9 protein-coding genes are annotated in these 18,640 nt (G+C 32.1%); 7 read left to right on the top strand and 2 right to left on the bottom strand.

Annotated features, from left to right (window positions below; genetic code table 11):
- Window positions 1–66 precede the first annotated feature (66 nt).
- From HNP99_RS13305 to HNP99_RS13295, 3 genes are all read left to right on the top strand, one after another.
- The gene (locus HNP99_RS13305) at window positions 67–255 is read left to right on the top strand and encodes a hypothetical protein (protein ID WP_173853872.1); all 189 of its coding nucleotides are present in this window, start codon (window positions 67–69) and stop codon (window positions 253–255) included.
- Window positions 256–328: 73 nt separating this feature from the next.
- Window positions 329–2,539 (top strand): bifunctional alpha,alpha-trehalose-phosphate synthase (UDP-forming)/trehalose-phosphatase, encoded by a 2,211-nt coding sequence (locus tag HNP99_RS13300; RefSeq protein WP_173853871.1) that lies wholly within the window; start codon window positions 329–331, stop codon window positions 2,537–2,539.
- A 232-nt stretch (window positions 2,540–2,771) separates the two neighbouring features.
- Complete coding sequence (locus HNP99_RS13295) at window positions 2,772–3,848, top strand: DNA topoisomerase IB (RefSeq protein ID WP_173853870.1); 1,077 nt, start codon at window positions 2,772–2,774, stop codon at window positions 3,846–3,848.
- Window positions 3,849–4,077: 229 nt separating this feature from the next.
- On the opposite strand, the gene HNP99_RS13290 is transcribed toward HNP99_RS13295, so the two are convergent.
- Window positions 4,078–5,880, bottom strand: a complete 1,803-nt coding sequence (locus HNP99_RS13290; protein ID WP_173853869.1) for a glycoside hydrolase family 15 protein — start codon at window positions 5,878–5,880, stop codon at window positions 4,078–4,080.
- 1,788 nt (window positions 5,881–7,668) lie between these two features.
- On the opposite strand from HNP99_RS13290, the gene HNP99_RS13285 reads away from it, so the two are divergent.
- From HNP99_RS13285 to chrA, 3 genes are all read left to right on the top strand, one after another.
- Window positions 7,669–11,208 (top strand): glycoside hydrolase family 9 protein, encoded by a 3,540-nt coding sequence (locus HNP99_RS13285; RefSeq protein WP_173853868.1) that lies wholly within the window; start codon window positions 7,669–7,671, stop codon window positions 11,206–11,208.
- Window positions 11,209–11,306: 98 nt separating this feature from the next.
- Window positions 11,307–13,874 (top strand): cellulase family glycosylhydrolase, encoded by a 2,568-nt coding sequence (locus tag HNP99_RS13280; RefSeq protein WP_173853867.1) that lies wholly within the window; start codon window positions 11,307–11,309, stop codon window positions 13,872–13,874.
- Window positions 13,875–14,443: 569 nt separating this feature from the next.
- Entirely contained in the window at window positions 14,444–15,556 is a 1,113-nt protein-coding gene (gene chrA, locus HNP99_RS13275; RefSeq protein ID WP_173853866.1) for a chromate efflux transporter, read from the top strand.
- A 233-nt stretch (window positions 15,557–15,789) separates the two neighbouring features.
- On the opposite strand, the gene HNP99_RS13270 is transcribed toward chrA, so the two are convergent.
- Entirely contained in the window at window positions 15,790–16,812 is a 1,023-nt protein-coding gene (locus tag HNP99_RS13270; protein WP_173853865.1) for a LacI family DNA-binding transcriptional regulator, read from the bottom strand.
- 342 nt (window positions 16,813–17,154) lie between these two features.
- Here HNP99_RS13270 and HNP99_RS13265 point away from each other — a divergent pair, with 342 nt between their 5' ends.
- Complete coding sequence (locus tag HNP99_RS13265) at window positions 17,155–18,636, top strand: xylulokinase (RefSeq protein ID WP_173853864.1); 1,482 nt, start codon at window positions 17,155–17,157, stop codon at window positions 18,634–18,636.
- The last annotated feature ends 4 nt before the right edge of the window (window positions 18,637–18,640 follow it).

The following is an 18,640-nucleotide window of genomic DNA, read 5'->3' as shown; positions in this document are numbered from 1 at the left end:
TAAAAACGACTCTTTTGGTGTTTTTAAATTATTGAATGCTATATTTAACTAGAAAATTACTCATATATGTTTAAAATAGGACAAAATGTACGACAAGAGTTTGGTGTTCAAATTATGGTGATCATTGGTTTTGAACCGGAACTCATTGAAAATGTAATTACACAATGGATAGACAATTTAGGAACCGTTATTACGGGTAAATTTAGTGAAAGCCAACTTATATTATCAGAAAGCAATACCGTACAAAAGCCTTGAAATAATTTAATTGAATAGTAATAAAATTAGACTGATTCAAAAAATCAAAAAGATAAAATAAAAAAATTCCGTGATGAATAAAACAGTAATAGTTTCAAATAGGTTACCAGTAGATTTAAAATATGTTGATGATAATTTGGTTGCAAAATCAAGTTCGGGTGGTTTAGCTACCGGAATGAAATCAGTGCATTCAGAGGGCAACGGAATATGGATTGGTTGGTCTGGATTAGCTAACGAGGACATGAGCGATATTCAAAAGCTTGAAGTTGATGCGGCTTTAGCCAATGAAAAATGTGTGGCAGTTCCTTTAAGTCATATTGATATTGATAACTACTATTATGGTTTTAGTAATACAGCGTTATGGCCTTTATTTCATTATTTTCAAGCATATACTGAATTTGAATTAAGTCACTGGGAATCCTATGTTGAGGTAAATCAAAAATTTGCTGACGTGGTTTTAGAAAATGTGAATGATGGCGACACCGTTTGGGTACATGATTATCAATTGTTGCTACTCCCAGAATTACTTAGAAAAAAGAACCCTACATTGACAATAGGTTTTTTTCTACACATACCCTATCCATCTTACGAACTTTTTAGAACTTGTCCTTGGAGAAATGAATTATTACAAGGAATGCTTGGTGCTGATTTAATAGGTTTTCATACTTATGACTATGCACGCCACTTTATAAGCTCAGTAGGACGTATAAAAGATGTAGAGATAAACTTTAACGAAATTTCATACGGTAACCGAATCATAAAAGTAGATTCTTTCCCTATGGGAATTGATTATAATCGCTATCATAATGCAGCACTGGAACACGATAAATATCCCGAAGATTCAAAGTCGGAATTAATGAAAAGCATCGATTTTCATAATAGATCGAATGATGAAAGTAAGTTGATTTTGTCTATTGATAGAATGGATTATACCAAGGGAATACCTAATAGAATAAAATCATTTGAATATTTTTTAAACAAATATCCTGAATACAAAGGCAAGGTTAGGTTAGTTATGCTAGCCGTACCTTCGAGAGAAAATGTTGCCCAATACCAATTGCTAAAACGAGAAACCGATGAATTAGTAGGACGAATTAACGGAGATTTATCTACGATTAGCTGGACACCTATTTGGTATTTTTATAGATCATTGCCTTTTGATGAGTTGATTGATTTATATGTCTCTTCTGATGTGGCAATGGTTACACCAGTCAGGGACGGAATGAATTTAGTTGCAAAGGAATATGTAGCTACTCGTACAAAAGAAAACGGTGTATTGATATTGAGCGAAATGGCGGGAGCAGCTAAGGAGATGCATGAGGCTATAATTGTAAACCCAAATAATTTTGATCAAATTGCGGATAGCATCAAAATGGCTTTAGAAATGCCAGCTGAAGAACAAAAAACGCGATTAGAAGCATTACAGAAAAGAATTTCTAGATATGATGTAGAACGATGGGCTGGAGAATTCTTGAAAGCACTCAAAGTAGCCAAAGAAGCGGTTCCTGTTCAAGTTGCCAAAAAGCTTACGCCAAATAAGATTGAAGAAATTGCACAACATTATAAAACAGCTACTAAAAAGTTGCTTTTACTAGACTATGACGGAACTTTAGTCGGTTTTAAAAACAACCCTAGCGAAGCGCGACCTACACAAGAACTATATGATTTACTCGATAAGATCAATAGTGATGAAAATACAGAAGTAGCCATAATTAGCGGAAGAGACCGTAAAACACTCGAGAGTTGGTTTGGACATAAAAACTACACATTGGTTACTGATCATGGTGCTTGGTTGCGAAAAATAGGGGAGGAGTGGGTTGCTCTTGATCATTTAAAATCAAGCTGGAAAGAAAACATTAGACCAGTATTAGAAGCTTTTACAGATAGTACACCTGGAGCGTTAATAGAAGAAAAAGAATATTCCTTAGCGTGGCATTATCGAAAAGCAGATGCTGAGATGGCTGCTTTGAGAACAATGGAGTTAAAACATGTTCTTAAAAGTTTGCTGTTCAACAACAGTCTTTCAGTGCTTGATGGGAATAAAGTATTAGAAGTAAAAAATAGTAATATTAATAAAGGTCGTGCCGCGACTGGAATTATTTCGAATACGAAATATGATTTTATATTTGCAATAGGCGATGATTGGACTGATGAATTTATGTTCGAAGAACTTCCTGAAACTGCTTATACAGTAAAAGTAGGGAATGCAAAAACGGTAGCAAATTATTTTATAAAAGACAATACAGAGGTTCTAGGTCTTTTACAACGTATCACTACGTTGTAATGTTTTTTGGCATTAGCTTATAACAAGCTGCTATAATAATTTATACGATTAAATTATGAGAAGCGTTTTTTAAATCACTTTAATTAGGGAATTTAAAGACGCTTTTTAGATTAAAATAATTACTTAAAAACATAGTAGTTTATTATAATGCTATAATTCCTAAATGAAATTGTATAAGGATTTTTACAATTAACGGAGCTAAATTTACTCTTATTGTTTAAAGTCACTCAACATGCACAGATTAGAAAGTAAACTATCAAAAATTGATAAAAATCCGCAACTTACTGCTAAATTAGTAGGACTACGTTATTTTACAAATTCCTCAAGAGGTTTTTACCGATTTAGAAAAGGAAAAGGATTTTCATATAAAGATGAAAATGACGACTTGATTACCGATCGAGAATTATTAACCCGATTTAAAACATTAGTGCTTCCGCCAGCTTGGGAAAAAGTATGGATTTCTCCTTATGAAAATTCACACCTACAAGCAACTGGTATCGACACAAAAGGGAGAAAACAATACCGATATCACGGCAACTGGAATAAAATTAGAAATCAATCTAAATTTTATCGCTTACGCCAATTTGCGAAGGCGTTACCTAAAATTAGAGCTCAAGTAGAAAAGGATTTGAATAAAAAAGGAATGCCTTATGAAAAGGTAATTGCTTTAGTAATTAAATTAATCGAAGTAACCAACATCCGAATAGGAAATGAAGCGTATAAAAAATTATACGGTTCCTTTGGACTGACTACTTTAATGGATAAACATGCAAAAATTAGTAAAGGATTAATTTCCTTTGAATTTAAAGGTAAAAAAGGAGTAAAACATAAAATTACTTTAAAAGACAAACGATTAATGCGCTTGGTAAAAAGATGTAGAGATATTCCAGGTCAAGAACTTTTTCAATATTATGATGACGATGGCAGCCACCATACCGTAGGTTCGGGTGATATTAATAATTATTTAAAAGAATGTACATCATTAGATTTTACAGCTAAAGATTTTAGATGTTGGTCTGGTAGTTTGAATGCGTTAAGCAGTTTTTTACAACAAGAAAAACCATTATCAGTAACAGATTGTAAGAAAAAAATTGTTGCAGTTCTTGATTTGGTTTCAGCCAAATTAGGAAATACTCGTACAGTTTGTAAAAAATATTATGTGCACCCCACAGTAATAGCGTCTTTTGAAAACGGGAAAATTTGGAACTACCAACCCCGTAAAACTACTTCAAACGGAAAATTAAATGCCGAAGAAAAAGCCTTAATAAAATTATTAGCGACAGAGAAAATTGCTGAGGTTTTAGTATAATGCTAAAAACTGGTAGAATCCGAGCTAATTTTTATCAGTTAAAGCGCAGCCGAAAGGCAATAATGGTTTTCGACTACGCTCAAACTAGCAATTAGACTGTTTTATAAATTGGTGTAATACGCAAGTTTTCTTTTTTTTATAAATCACAAGCTAGTTGATTTATTTTAAAATATAAAAAAACCGCAATTAGAGATTAATTGCGGTTGAGTCTATTTTTTAATTTGAAATATTAATTCTTTATCGCTTCTAAAACTTCTTCATCATCAGTGATTTTAGAAAGATTAATGGCCGTTTCAATAAGAGCTAGATGGGAATAAGCTTGGGGGAAATTCCCTAATAAACGTTTGGTTTCAAAATCAATGTCTTCGCTAAACAATCCTAAATGATTGCTATATGAAAGCAGTTTCTTAAATAGTTTTTCGGCTTTTTTAGTTTCTCCAATTTTGTACAGACTATTGATAAACCAAAAAGTACATATTGTAAAGGAAGAAGAGGGAAGTCCAAAATCATCTTTGTTTTTATAGCGGTATAAAAGACCGTCATTACTCAAATCACGTCCAATTGCATTTACCGTTGCAACATATTTAGGATCTTTAGCAGCAATAAACCCATAATTCTCCATTAAAAGTACAGATGCATCTAAATCAGTAGAGCCATAGGATTGTGTAAACGCTTGCACAGATTCGTTCCAAGCGTGTTCTAAGATATCATTCTTTATCGATTTGGCTAAAGGTTCCCATTTTACAGCATTCGATTTTTTACCTAAAATTTTCGCTACCTTAATTGCTCTATCAATCGCGGTCCAACATAGTATTTTAGAAAAGGTAAAATGCCTTTCTTCTGTTCGAAACTCCCATATTCCTTTATCAGGTTCTTGCCAATGTTTTTCAACCACCCAAACAATTCCTTTAGTGATATTCCATAATTCTTCACCATTTTCAGTGTCGTTACTAAAGGTGCTCAGTTGTTGATGAATCACATCCATCAAAATTCCGTAGATGTCGTTTTGACGTTGTGAGTAAGCGGCATTTCCAATTCTTACGGGTTTACTATCCATATAACCACTTAAGTGATCAAGTGTTTCTTCAGTTAATTTTTTCTCTTTATTAATCCCGTACATAATTTGTAATTTTTCATCCTTATCTGGAATTAAATCAACAATAAATTGCAAGTAGTTTTTGGCCATTTTTTTATGCCCTAATTCGGACACTACTTTAACAACCATAGAAGCATCTCTAATCCAACAGAAACGGTAATCCCAATTTCTAACTTCACCAATTGTCTCCGGTAGGGAAGTGGTGGCAGCGGCAAGCACAGCTCCCGTTTTTTCATAACTAAGCAATTTCAAAGTAATTGCACTTCTAATAATTTCCTTGTTGAACTTTTTATATTCGGTTGTTTTATCTGCCCATCCCAACCAATAGGATTTTGTTCTCTCGAACTCTAAATTTATTTTGGTTAACGTAGGTTTTAATATTTTTTCATTGTACGCTAGTAAAACATAACCATCCTCTTCAAGTTGAATTGTTTTACCTTCCTTAATTGCAGTTAGGTTAAAGTTACTGTATAGAAATAAGGAATCAAACTTTGTCGATTCACTCAAACTTATAATATGATCTTCTTTAACAAAATTGTTCGTTTGTCCTAATCCGTATTCTAATCTCGGGTTGTATTCAATTGTGAATTTTGGGGCACCGTTTATTTTTCTAAAATAACGAATAATTTCTGGAGGAATCATGTAGCCCGTTTTTTCTTTGCGATAGCGAGGCATAAAATCATTAATTTCAAAAGCATCAGTGCCGTTATCAAATGTAGTGACGAGTATACTGGTACTTTCAAGGTATTTTTGGCTAATTGAATAATCATCGGTACAGTGAATTTCAAAACTTCCACCAATTGCTGTATCTAAAATTTTTGCGAAAATAGAAGAGGAGTCAAATTCAGGTAGACAGCACCATTCTATAGCTCCTTTATCAGAAATTAATGCAGCACTTCGACAATTACCTATTATACCATAGTTCAAGTTTTTCATAAATAGTCTTTTTTTCGTAGCTGATTATTAGTGATTTAAAATTAATAAAAGAATCTTAACTAACCTAGGCAGTTTTAGTCAAATAAATATTAATTATAACATTTTACGTTATAAAAATAGATTTGAGTTTAGCGATTGATGTAAGGATATATTAAATTAATAAGACGTAAAAGTAACCTCAACGTTGGTATTGTCTATCAGTTACTATATTCAATTTTAATAAATAGTTTTTGATTTTTTTAGTAATTATAAAAGACAAGATTTTATATAAAACGGACACTATACTACTTGTTTAATTTCATTCTAAAATTTGTATCAATTAAATAAGTTAAATAATATAATTGATATTTTTCCAACTGAATATTTATGATATAAATTTTTTGTTGAAACTTTTAGTCCTTTATTGATTTTACCTAAACCCAGTAAACTTATTTAATAGTTAAATTTTTTTATAGCATAAATTTCCTCTCTTTTTTTTGATGTTATTATTTATTATCGTTTGTTAAAAAAAGATAACATTATCAGTTTAAATATTTTTTATTTTAGTTAAAAAAAACAGAAATAACTTATAAAAAAGAAATGTAAAAGGAATTAAAATATGGGTTTTAATTTACAAATTAAGAATTTTTTTATGAGATTAACTTGAATTGTAAAGCAAATTTTAGTTAGGGAAAAAATTGCAACTTTTTATTATTTTTTTACTTGGTAAAAAGTCTAATAAAAGGGCTTTTTAATTTAAAGTAAATTAATGTTAGTGTTTTTTTTCAGACTCTTATTATGGAATAGTTACTTATTCATATTATCACTAAGACTAAGCTTTCCAGTGTTATCATTTGAAATTTCATTTCTTAAATTTCCTTCTATTTCTTTAAAAAAAAATGTTTAAAGAATATTTTTTTAAGTTAAAATTTTAATCAAATTAATAAAAATTGACTAAACACTGTTTTATGAATTATTTGTAAGAATTAATTTCTTTTTATTGTTAAAATGGTCATTTAATCGATTTTATTACCGTTTAAACTTCAGTATATGAAACTTAATTTATCTTTGTTAAAGTTTTATTGTAAGCTGTTTCTTGTTATGTTTTACTTTTAATGTTTATTTTTTTTATAAAAAACATCGACAAATGTTAAATTACTAACGATTTTTTTTAATGTTTATAAGAGTTATTTTACTAGCTAATAGTCCATGAAACGCCCACTGGTTAACCAATTGTTGGTTTTTTTAACCAATTTTATAGTTCATTTTTTTTGATTTTTATAAAGAATTTTCAAGATAAAAAGGATTGAAAAATAAAATTTATAAACTGATTTTGAAGTTGGATTTTAACTGTAAAATATAGTACTAATATTACTTAATTTAAACAAAAAATATGAATGTTTTAAATGTGAATTTTAGAATAAAAAGATAAACCCTTTACTATTACGGGTTATTTATATAAAAAGTAAATTATTTTTTTTAAGCAATATGAAAAATACGTTTTTACTAATAAGTTTTGATAATAATTTTACTCAAAAACAGCTACAAAGTCATTTAAATAAAAAAGAATTTTCGCTTGTTTTTTTATTGAAGTGCGTTTTAAGAATTTTTATTAATCTCTTTTTTCGTAATAAGAATTTTTTAAGTTTTTCTAAAAAAAGGAATTCTCTCCTTCTTGAAAATTTAAATAAAAACAAAGCTAAAATTAGAATTAGAGGTAGTCCCAAATAAATGAATTTGGATTTTTTTTATCCAAGTAAAAAAAAGGGAACATACAATACCAAAATATCACAAAATAACAAACAAAGTATGAAAACAATTAGAAAATTAAAATTAGCATTGCTATTTCTTATAATTATTGGGAATTTTAATAGTAAAGCTTATTCTCAGGATAATTATAATTATTCCGAAGCCCTACAAAAATCTTTATTCTTTTATGAAGCACAACAATCCGGTAAACTATCAAGCACAAATAGAGTATCCTGGAGAGCAGCATCTGGAATGACAGACGGAAGTGATGTAGGCAAAGATTTGACAGGGGGCTGGTATGATGCCGGTGATCATGTAAAATTTGGTTTCCCTATGGCTTATACAGCAACAATGCTGGGTTGGGGAGCTATTGACTTTAAAGCTGGTTATGAAAAATCAGGACAATTAACAGCTGTAAAAAACAATTTAAGATATGTTTATGATTATCTTATAAAGTGTCATACAGCACCTAATGAACTTTACGGTCAGGTAGGTAATGGATCTGCAGATCATTCTTTTTGGGGAGCACCAGAAATTATGAAAATGGCAAGACCATCTTACAAAATTGATGCTGCTCATCCTGGAACTGATTTAGCAATGGAAACTGCTGCTGCACTTGCTGCAGGAAGTATTATATTTGCTACAGAGGATCCTGCTTACAGTGCTATTTTATTATCACATGCTAAACAATTGTATACTTTTGGTAATACTTACAGAGGAAAATATTCTGAATCTATCACTGATGCTACAGCATTTTACAATTCATGGAGTGGGTATAATGACGAACTAGTTTGGGGAGCGATATGGTTATACCGCGCAACAAATGATGCAACATATTTAACAAATGCAGAAACGGCTTACAATTCTTTATCTAATGAAGGCCAATCATCAACTATTAAGTCGTACAAATGGACAATTAACTGGGATGATAAAGCTTATGGATGTTATGCCTTGTTAGCTAAATTGACTGGTAATTCAAAATACTATCAAGACATTGAAAGAAATCTTGACTTTTGGACAACAGGATACAATGGTGATAGAATAACTTATACACCTGGTGGATTAGCTTATTTGCAACAATGGGGATCACTTAGATACTCGTCTAATGCTTCATTTTTAGCACTTTATTACGGAGATTTACCTCTTGCAAACACTACAAAGAAAACTACTTATAAAGATTTTGCCAAAACACAGATTAATTATGCTCTAGGATCTAATCCTAATAACAGAAGCTATGTTTGTGGTTTTGGTACAAATCCTCCAGTAAACCCTCACCATCGTGGTGCGCATGGAACTTGGACAAACAATCTTTCAGGACCACCAACAACTAGTAGACATACTTTATATGGTGCTCTAGTGGGTGGACCAGATGCAGCGGATGATTATACTGATAGCAGATCAGATTATATTAAAAATGAAGTTGCTACTGATTATAATTCAGGATTTAGTGGTGCGTTAGCTCGTATTATTGCTGATGGATCAGCAGTTACTTTACCTCCTGTTCCGACAGAAGCTGTAGGCGAAGAATATTTAACTTCTATTAAGTCTAACAGTACTGGTTCTAGCTTTTTTGAGCCTGCAATAAAAATTCAAAATCATACAGCTTGGCCTGCAAGACAGCCAGCAAAACTATCATTTAGATATTTTATTGATATTACTGAGGGAGTTACTGCTGGATATACTATTAGTGATTACTCAGTTGTATTAGGTGGTTATGCACCAAACGCAACTTTACTTCCTGGTTTTAAGTTATGGACTGGAAACATCTATTATGCTGAAGTAGAGTATAATAATGCTGCAATATATCCAGGGGGACAAAGTGAAAGTTACAGAGAATGTCAATTTAGAATGACTGGACCTGCAAATACATGGAGTTCTGCTAATGACTTTTCTTATACTGGAGTTACCGCTGCAGAAGCACAAACTTTGTACGTTCCAGTTTATGAAAATGGAGTACTTGTTTATGGTAAAGAGCCATCTAGAACAACTGTAAATTATACCATTACGGCATCAGCTGGTACAAATGGATCTGTTGCTCCAACAGGAGTTTCAACAGTATCTGGTGGATCTAGTAAAATTTATACTATAACTCCTAGTACAGGATACCAAGTTGACACAGTAACTGTAAATGGTGTTTCAGTTGGTGCAGTGACTGCTTATACGTTTACTAACGTGTCTGCAAATCAAACAATTGCAGCAACTTTTAAAGTAACTCCATCGTATACCATTACTGCAAGTGCTGGTACTAACGGAACTATTTCTCCCGTAGGAGCTGCAACAGTTAGCAGTGGATCTAGTAAGGTATATACAATTACCCCTAATACAGGTTATCAAATTGATGCTGTAACCGTAAACGGAGTTTCAGTAGGGGCAGTAGGTACTTATACGTTTGCTAATGTTACTGCAAATCAAACTATTGCTGCTACTTTTAAATTGATAGTTGTAAATCCAACTTACACTATTACAGCTACAACGGGAGCTAACGGAACAATTTCTCCATTAGGAGCTTCATCTATCACTAGTGGTTCAGGTAAAACGTATACTATTACACCTAATGCGGGCTATCAAATTGATGCAGTTACCGTAAACGGAGTTTCTGTAGGTGCTGTAGCTAGTTACGCTTTTGCAAATGTTACTGCAAATCAAACTATTGCTGCTACTTTTAAATTAATTGTGGTAAGTACTAATTATAGTATTACAGCTACATCAGGAGCAAATGGAGCTATTGCGCCATCAGGGATTACAACTGTTACTAGTGGATCTAGTAAAACATATACTATTACACCAAGTGCAGGATATCAGGTTGATGCTGTAACTGTAAATGGAGTTTCGGTAGGAGCTGTTACTAATTATGCTTTTACAAATGTTACTGCAAATCAAACAATTTCGGCTACTTTCAAAGTATTACCAACTGGTTCAAGTTGCTTGTTAACTACTTTTGGTGTTCCTAGAAGTTCTGCTTTACCAACTAAAAATGGTACTTTCAAAAACATTTATGTTTTAGGAACAAACGGACCTAATTTAACATCTGCTACAATGGGAACTTTCAATTGGAACCTAGAGAACAATGGTCTTTATGACTTCTCATTCAATTTTAATGCAAGTCCATGGTATTCAGGTTTTACAACAACAACAACAATTAAAAGTTTGAATGCTGCAGCACCATCAGTAACGATTAAAGGTTCTGGTATAACAAATTTTGATAACAATCAATACTATGTTAATCTAATAGGTGATGATGTTGTTTTTGTAGAAGTAAGTGGTTCTCATGCTATATACTTTTCTAATTCAGCTACTTCTCCTGTTGATTGTAATGCTACTACAGTTAATGCCATTGCAGCTACAACTCAAAAAGTAACTAATAACATGGTTGCATATCCAATACCAGTTACTGATATCTTGAATGTTAATGTTTCAGGTACTGCAAAATCAAAAACGATTGCGCTATATGATTTATCTGGAAATGTAATGTTTCAGAAAAATGTCAATAGAAATACTGAATTAGAACAAATCGATATGAATAAATTTCCAGCAGGAGTTTATGTATTTGTATTTAAATCAGATAATAAAGTGATTACTAAAAATATTATTAAAAAGTAACACGATAAAATAAGCATTGTAATTATGACTGTCCAAAATATTTTTTTTAGACAGTCATTTTTACTTGAAAAATTATAACAAGTTTTAAAAAATATAAAATGATACATAAATTAAAAATTTATATTTTATTTTTCGTTTTAGTCTTAGGTAATAATCTAAATGCTCAAACTACAAATAAAAATTTCTTGAGTACCTCAGGAAATACATTAATTGATGCCTCTGGAAAAGAAGTTAGATTAACAGGTATTAACTGGTTTGGTTTTGAAACTGCAATGTACAAACCTCACGGTTTATGGACTAGAGATATGAAGAGTGTCTTGCAACAAATCAAAGATTTAAAATTTAACTGTGTTAGAATTCCATGGACAGATGCTATGCTAGAGCCGGGTGTTACCATTCAAATCGATTCTTATGGAACTGATTCCTATTCTGGAGTTTCACCAATGAATGCTGATATTAAGAATGTTACTACACCAATACAATTACTAGATCAATTAGTTAAATATTGCCAAGAACTTAACTTAAAAGTTATTTTAGACAATCATGCTAGAATTGCTGATGGGTATTTATCTGAAACAATTTGGTATTCTGCAAAAGTTCCAGAAACTAAATGGATCGAAAACTGGGTATTAATGGCTAATCGTTACAAAGACTATGATGCCGTTGTTGGTTTTGATTTAGATAATGAACCACACGGAAAAGTTATAGGTTCTCCTGAAACAGCTACTTGGGGAAATTCTAACCCAGCAACTGATTGGAACAAAGCTGTAGAAAGATGTGGAAACGCTATCTTAGCTGTAAACCCTAATGTATTAATTATTGCGGAAGGAATTGAATCTTACGGTGGTGATAATTACTGGTGGGGAGGAAATTTAATTGGAGCAAAAACATATCCTATTGTACTTTCTAAAGCAAATAAATTACTTTATTCACCACATGAATACGGCCCTACAGTTTTTGAACAATCTTGGTTTAGTGACAGTACATTCCCAGATAATATGTCAGCAATTTGGGATAAAAACTTTGGTTATTTATACAATAATAACACTTCACCATTACTTGTAGGTGAGTTTGGTATCAAAACTGCTGGAGGTAAAGATGAAATTTGGATGAAAAGCTTTCTTAAATACATGGGATCTAAATACTCATGGACTTTTTGGTGTTTCAATCCTAATTCAGGTGATACTGGAGGAATTGTTGGTGACGACTGGTCAACACTGGTTCAATGGAAGTATGACTTATTAAAACCTTACTTGGCTCCAGAAATTTTAAATGGTTCAGTAACAGCCACAACTTCATCTACTATTGCAGCTACTGCAGGAGCAAATGGGGTCATTTCGCCAGTTGGATCTGTTACTGTGGTAAATGGAACAAGTAAAACATTTACAATTACTCCAAACACTGGTTATGTAGTAGATGCTGTGCTTGTTAATGGTGTTTCTGTTGGAGCAGTTACTTCGTATACTTTCACAAATGTTGTTGCAAATCAAACTATAGCAGCTACATTCAAAACTACTGCTACAACATCATACACAATTACTGCTTCTGCAGCTAGCAATGGTACTATTTCACCTAGCGGAGCTTCAACGGTAACTAGTGGATCTAATAAAACATTTACAATAACAGCCAATGCTGGTTATGTGGTAGATGCTGTAACCGTAAACGGAGTTTCAGTGGGTGCAGTTACAACTTATGCATTTACTAATGTTACTGCAAACCAAACTATAGCGGCAACTTTTAAAACAAATGTTATTTCAAGTTACACTATTTCCGCAACTGCTAGTGCTAATGGATCTATTACACCATCAGGTACTACTACAGTTACAAGTGGAGCTAGTAAAACTTATGCGATAACACCAAGTGCAGGCTACCAAGTTGATGGTGTTACTGTGAATGGGGTTTCAGTAGGTGCTGTGACAAGTTATGTGTTTGCAAATGTTACTGCAAATCAAACAATAGCAGCAATATTCAAAGCATTAGCGACAGGATCAACTTGTTTACTAACAACTTTTAGTGTTCCTAGAAGCACCGCTTTACCAACTAAAAATGGTACGTTTAAAAATATCTATGTATTAGGAACAAATGGACCTAATCTTGCTACAGTTTCTATGGGAACTTTTAATTGGAATCTTGAAAATAATGGTCTATATGATTTCTCATTTAATTATAATGCAAGTCCATGGTATTCAGGTTTTTCATCTACTACAGTTAAAAATTTAAACGCAGCTGCTCCAACTGTAACAATTAAAGGATCTGGAATAACAAATTTTGATAACAATCAATATTATGTTAATCTAATAGGGAATGATGTTGTTTTTGTTGAGGTAAGTGGATCTCATGCTATTTATTTTTCAAATACTGCTACTTCACCTGTAGATTGTAATGCAACAGTGAATACAGTTGCAACTACAACTCAAAAGGTAACTAACAATATGCTTGTATATCCAAATCCAGTTACTGATATATTGAAAGTAAATGTTTCAGGAGATGCTAAAACAAAAAAGATCACATTGCATGATTTATTTGGTGTAGTTATTTATCAAAAAGTAATTAAAACAGGTGTACAAGAAGAACAAATTGATATGAATAGACTTCCATCAGGAGTGTATTTATTGATTTTTGAGGCGGATAATAAAGTAGTTTCAAAAAAAATAATGAAAGAGTAATTCATTAAATTAATTTCAATATTAATTATGGCTGTCAAGAGTGTAACACTTATTTGACAGCCATTTTTTATTGTTTTAGAAGTAGCGTTATCTAAGTTTGGATCTTATTATACTAATACAAATAAATATAGCTTAATTCGTTTTTTTATCATATCGAGCGGAGTAAAGATGTAATAGTAGTTTTAGATTGGATGGTTTATGATTTATTCCATTCATATAAAATGGAGATACTTTTACTAGTCATTTCTCAATAATAGAAAGCTGTTATTATCTAATTCTAAATTGAAAATAAGAACTCAATTCTGATAATTAAGGATAGCAAAAAAAAAAAAGATCTAACAGACTATATTCTTGAAGAAATAACCAAATTTGTTTAATATTTTATAGTTGTTGTTTACAAAGTAAATTTTTATAAAATATAAAAATATATTTGTTGACTTAAAATTGCATATAATATGATGAAGGAGTTTCAATACAATCTTGCAATTATTCACATATAATTTGAATAATTTCCCGATCACTTCTAATACATTTACTTGAACAATAATTCTTTTATAAAAAAATGAAACATGGCAAATGAAAATAAATTGAAAGAAGTAGCTAAACTTTTTTTTAAACTGGGAAGTATTTCTTTTGGTGGTCCTGCTGCTCATATTGCAATGATGGAAGATGAAGTTGTAAAAAAAAGAGGATGGATGACTCAGGAACATTTTCTTGATATAGTAGGCGCAACAAACTTAATTCCGGGTCCTAATTCTACTGAAATGACCATGCATTGTGGTTACCATAAAGCCGGGTGGAAAGGATTGATTATAGCAGGGGTAAGCTTTGTATTACCGGCTGTTGTCATCACGATGATTTTTGCTTGGCTTTACGAACAGTACGGGCAGTTACCAAACGTTACACCTTTTCTTTATGGTATTAAATCAGCTGTAATTGCCATTATTATTGGAGCTGTTTATCGTCTTGGAAAAAAAGCTTTAAAAAACGTAACTCTTGGTGTTTTAGGTTTGTTGACACTTATAGCGTGTCTACTTGGTTTAAACCAAATTATCGCTTTATTTGCTTGTGGTTTTTTAGGATTGATATGGTCTTTTATCCAGAATCCAACAAAGAATATAATGAGTTTCACTCCACTTGTATTACTCCAACTTACTTCGGTTAGTAGCCTAAAAATTTTCTGGACTTTCGTAAAAGTTGGAGCTATCCTTTACGGTAGCGGTTATGTTTTGTTTGCCTTTTTGGATGTAGAGTTAGTTACTGCAGGTTTGCTTACAAGGCAACAATTAATAGATGCTGTTGCCGTTGGGCAGTTTACTCCTGGACCTGTTTTATCAACTGCAACGTTTGTAGGTTGGCAATTAGGGGGATTTTGGGGTGCAATAGCAGCCACTATTGGGATATTTCTTCCTTCTTTTATTTTTGTGTCAATATTAATTCCGTTTATTCCAAAAATGCGGAAATCTAAAACTATTGCAGCATTTCTAGATGCTGTAAACATTGCTGCAGTTGCATTAATTGCAGTAGTTTGTATAGAGATGGGTAAAGATACTTTAACCGATTGGCGAACAATTTTAATTTCTATATTAAGTATTATAATTGTTTTTATATTTGAGAAAATGAATAGTGCTTTTATAGTTATTGGCGGAGCATTAATAGGATATATATTGACTTTGGTATAAAATCAATTCATCTCAAAAGTTATTTCAAGAAAAGTCAGATGTAAGCTGATGGTTTTTTAAAATGAGCTTTACTTACCTAATAAAACTAAAATTATATTCCATAAATAATTTATAATACCTAATTAAAAGTTTCTTTAATTCTTTTAAAAAGAGTAATCTAAGAATTAGTCTCTACTACGTATGACTTGAATATGTTTTCTTATTTTCGAAAATTAAATTTAGACTAATAAAAACTACTTAATTCTAGCGGTAGACTGCCTTTGTATTAAACTCGTTTTTATAATTTTAGTCGAAAATTCCAATTCTGTTTTGCTTTCGAGTCTGTCCACAAGCATGTTAGTAGCCGTTTCTCCTATAAACTTTCCGTGTTGGCTGATTGTGGTTATGGTAGGAGTAACATGCTGAGGTAGTTTTCCATTAGTAAAGCAAATCATTGCCATTTCTTCTGGTATTTTATATTGCATCTTCTTTATTAGGTCTAAGGATAGCATGGCAGAACTTTCCTCAAGACAAAGCAAACCATCGATTGTTTTATCAGCAAGGACAATTTTCATGGCTGTTTCTAAGTCTTCGTTTCTCGCCAGACGAACAATTATTTTATCATTAATAGGAAAATTGTTATCGGTCAATGCTTGCTTATAGCCTTCGACTCTCAATTTCCCCACACTCAAATTATCAATTACCGAGACCACTGCAATTTTTTTACAGCCCGTTTCGATTAAATGATTTGTAGCATGACGCGCGCCTTCAAAATCATTTACTATTACTTTGTCACATATAATCTCATCGGCCACACGGTCAAAAAGTACAATGGGAACTCCTTGATTTATAGCGTCTATTAAATGTTTGAAATCCTGATTGATTTGTGTTTCTTCTGCAATCGAAATGATGAAACCATCTATAGTTCCACTTTTTAATAATTCTACGGTATTAACCTCCTTTTCGTAAGATTCATTGGAGATACACGAAATCAGGCTGTAACCAAGTGCAGATGCTTTTTCTTCGATACCTACAAATACTTCGGTAAAAAAGCTATTCATAATATTAGGAATAATAACGCCTAATGTTTTTGTTTTTTTATTTAAAAGGCTCAACGCTACTTTATTGGGTTTGTAGTGATGGGCTTTTGCAAATTCTTGTATTTTTTCCTTTGTTTTTAAACTGATGTCATGACTATCATTTAAAGCTTTAGAAACTGTTGCAATGGATACATTAAATTCAGCTGCGATTTGTTTTAATGTAATTTTTGGTATCATTTCGGTTGATTGTGGGTTTTAAAAGCTGTGCTAATTTAAGGTAAATAATACTCATTTTCAATTTTAATAAAATGTATTTAATGCTAGTATTCTTGGTTTCTTTAATTAAAATAAAAAAGTTACTTAAACCTTTACGTAAGCTTTTTTAACGCATTTTTTCAGTGGTAAATAGCTTGTATTTGTAATGAAATCAACGGTTTACAGATTTATAGTTCGTAATTTGATTTTATCATACAAAAAGCCTTTAAATTGATGATATACTATTTTTAAGCTTAAATAATAGTGAATAACATATTTTTGATAACCTAAAAGATCTAATTAAATAATCTAACAACAAATAATATGTATTACATAGGATTTGACATAGGAAGCTCGTCAGTAAAAGCAGCCATTGTAGAAATAGCCACCGGAAAAAGCATTGGCGTTGTCCAAGAACCAGAAACAGAAATGGAAATGCTTGCTTTAAAAAACGGTTGGGCAGAGCAGAAACCAGAAGAATGGTGGATGCATTGTTGTAATGCTGTAGCCAAATTAAAAAAGAAATACGCTATTTCGAGAACCCAAATCAAAGGAATTGGGATTTCGTACCAAATGCACGGTTTGGTTTTGGTGGATAAAAATGGTGCGCCTTTGCGTAAATCGATTATTTGGTGCGACAGTAGAGCGGTTGAAATTGGAAATGAAGCTTTCAACACCATTGGTGAAGATAAATGTGTGGCTCACCTACTAAATTCTCCAGCAAATTTTACTGCTTCAAAATTGAAATGGGTAAAAGAAAATGAGCCAGATATTTACAGTCAGGTTTATAAATTCATGCTTCCAGGAGATTATATAGCATACAAATTTTCGAATGTAATCAATACGACGATCTCAGGATTGTCTGAAGGGATTATGTGGGATTTTAAGAAGGATACTGTTGCTGATTTCTTATTAGAGTATTACGGTATTGATCCGTCATTGGTGCCAGATATTGTAGACACTTTTGGTTTGCAATCTACTGTGGATGATAAAGGAGAATTAGAAAGTGGTTTAGCTGCGGGAACACCTATTTTTTACAGAGCAGGCGACCAACCTAATAATGCTCTATCGTTAAATGTATTTAATCCAGGTGAAGTAGCAGCTACGGGTGGAACTTCGGGGGTTGTTTATGCTGTTACTGATAATTTATCTGGGAAAGAAAGCACTCGTGTTAATAATTTTGCACACGTAAATTATACCAAAAATAACCCTAGAATTGGGAAACTACTGAACATCAATGGTGCGGGAATACAATACCGCTGGTTGTTAAACAATTTGGCTGTTAGTTCTTATGAAGAGATGAATACGTTAGCTTCAGAAGTCGCAGTGGGGTCAGATGGGGTTTGTATGTTGCCTTTTGGGAATGGTGCCGAAAGAATGTTGAATAACAAAGATATAGGAACTAGGCTAGTAAATATCAACTTAAATAATCATAACAAAGCACATGTGTGTAGAGCAGCCTTAGAAGGAATTGCATTCTCATTTGTGTACGGAATGGATATTTTAAAGGCAGATGGTAGCGAAGTAAATGTAATGCGAGCAGGGAATGATAATTTATTCCGTTCTGAGATTTTCTCGAATACTGTAGCGACTTTAATCGGACACGAAATTGAAATATATAATACTACCGGAGCGATTGGAGCAGCAAGAGCTTCAGGACTTCACGAAGGTAATTTTGAGAAATATGGTAAGTTGATCATGGAGAATGACCATGTAATGACTTACATGCCGTTTAAGGACAAAGCACCTTACTTAACTGCATACGAACTTTGGAAAAAAGAATTAGAATTAATAATCAATAAATAAAATA

The sequence above is a fragment of the Flavobacterium gelidicaeli genome, from assembly GCF_013294005.1.
Lineage (GTDB): Bacteria > Bacteroidota > Bacteroidia > Flavobacteriales > Flavobacteriaceae > Flavobacterium.
Note: the sequence above shows the minus strand (reverse complement) of the source record. Positions and strands in the feature narration are given on the sequence as shown.

Excerpts from the sequence above, each read along its gene's own strand:
- HNP99_RS13305 (WP_173853872.1), top strand. The coding sequence starts at position 67 with ATGTTTAAAATAGGACAAAATGTACGACAAGAGTTTGGTGTTCAAATT.
- HNP99_RS13300 (WP_173853871.1), top strand. The coding sequence starts at position 329 with ATGAATAAAACAGTAATAGTTTCAAATAGGTTACCAGTAGATTTAAAA.
- HNP99_RS13295 (WP_173853870.1), top strand. The coding sequence starts at position 2,772 with ATGCACAGATTAGAAAGTAAACTATCAAAAATTGATAAAAATCCGCAA.
- HNP99_RS13290 (WP_173853869.1), bottom strand. The coding sequence starts at position 5,880 with ATGAAAAACTTGAACTATGGTATAATAGGTAATTGTCGAAGTGCTGCA.
- HNP99_RS13285 (WP_173853868.1), top strand. The coding sequence starts at position 7,669 with ATGAAAACAATTAGAAAATTAAAATTAGCATTGCTATTTCTTATAATT.
- HNP99_RS13280 (WP_173853867.1), top strand. The coding sequence starts at position 11,307 with ATGATACATAAATTAAAAATTTATATTTTATTTTTCGTTTTAGTCTTA.
- chrA (WP_173853866.1), top strand. The coding sequence starts at position 14,444 with ATGGCAAATGAAAATAAATTGAAAGAAGTAGCTAAACTTTTTTTTAAA.
- HNP99_RS13270 (WP_173853865.1), bottom strand. The coding sequence starts at position 16,812 with ATGATACCAAAAATTACATTAAAACAAATCGCAGCTGAATTTAATGTA.
- HNP99_RS13265 (WP_173853864.1), top strand. The coding sequence starts at position 17,155 with ATGTATTACATAGGATTTGACATAGGAAGCTCGTCAGTAAAAGCAGCC.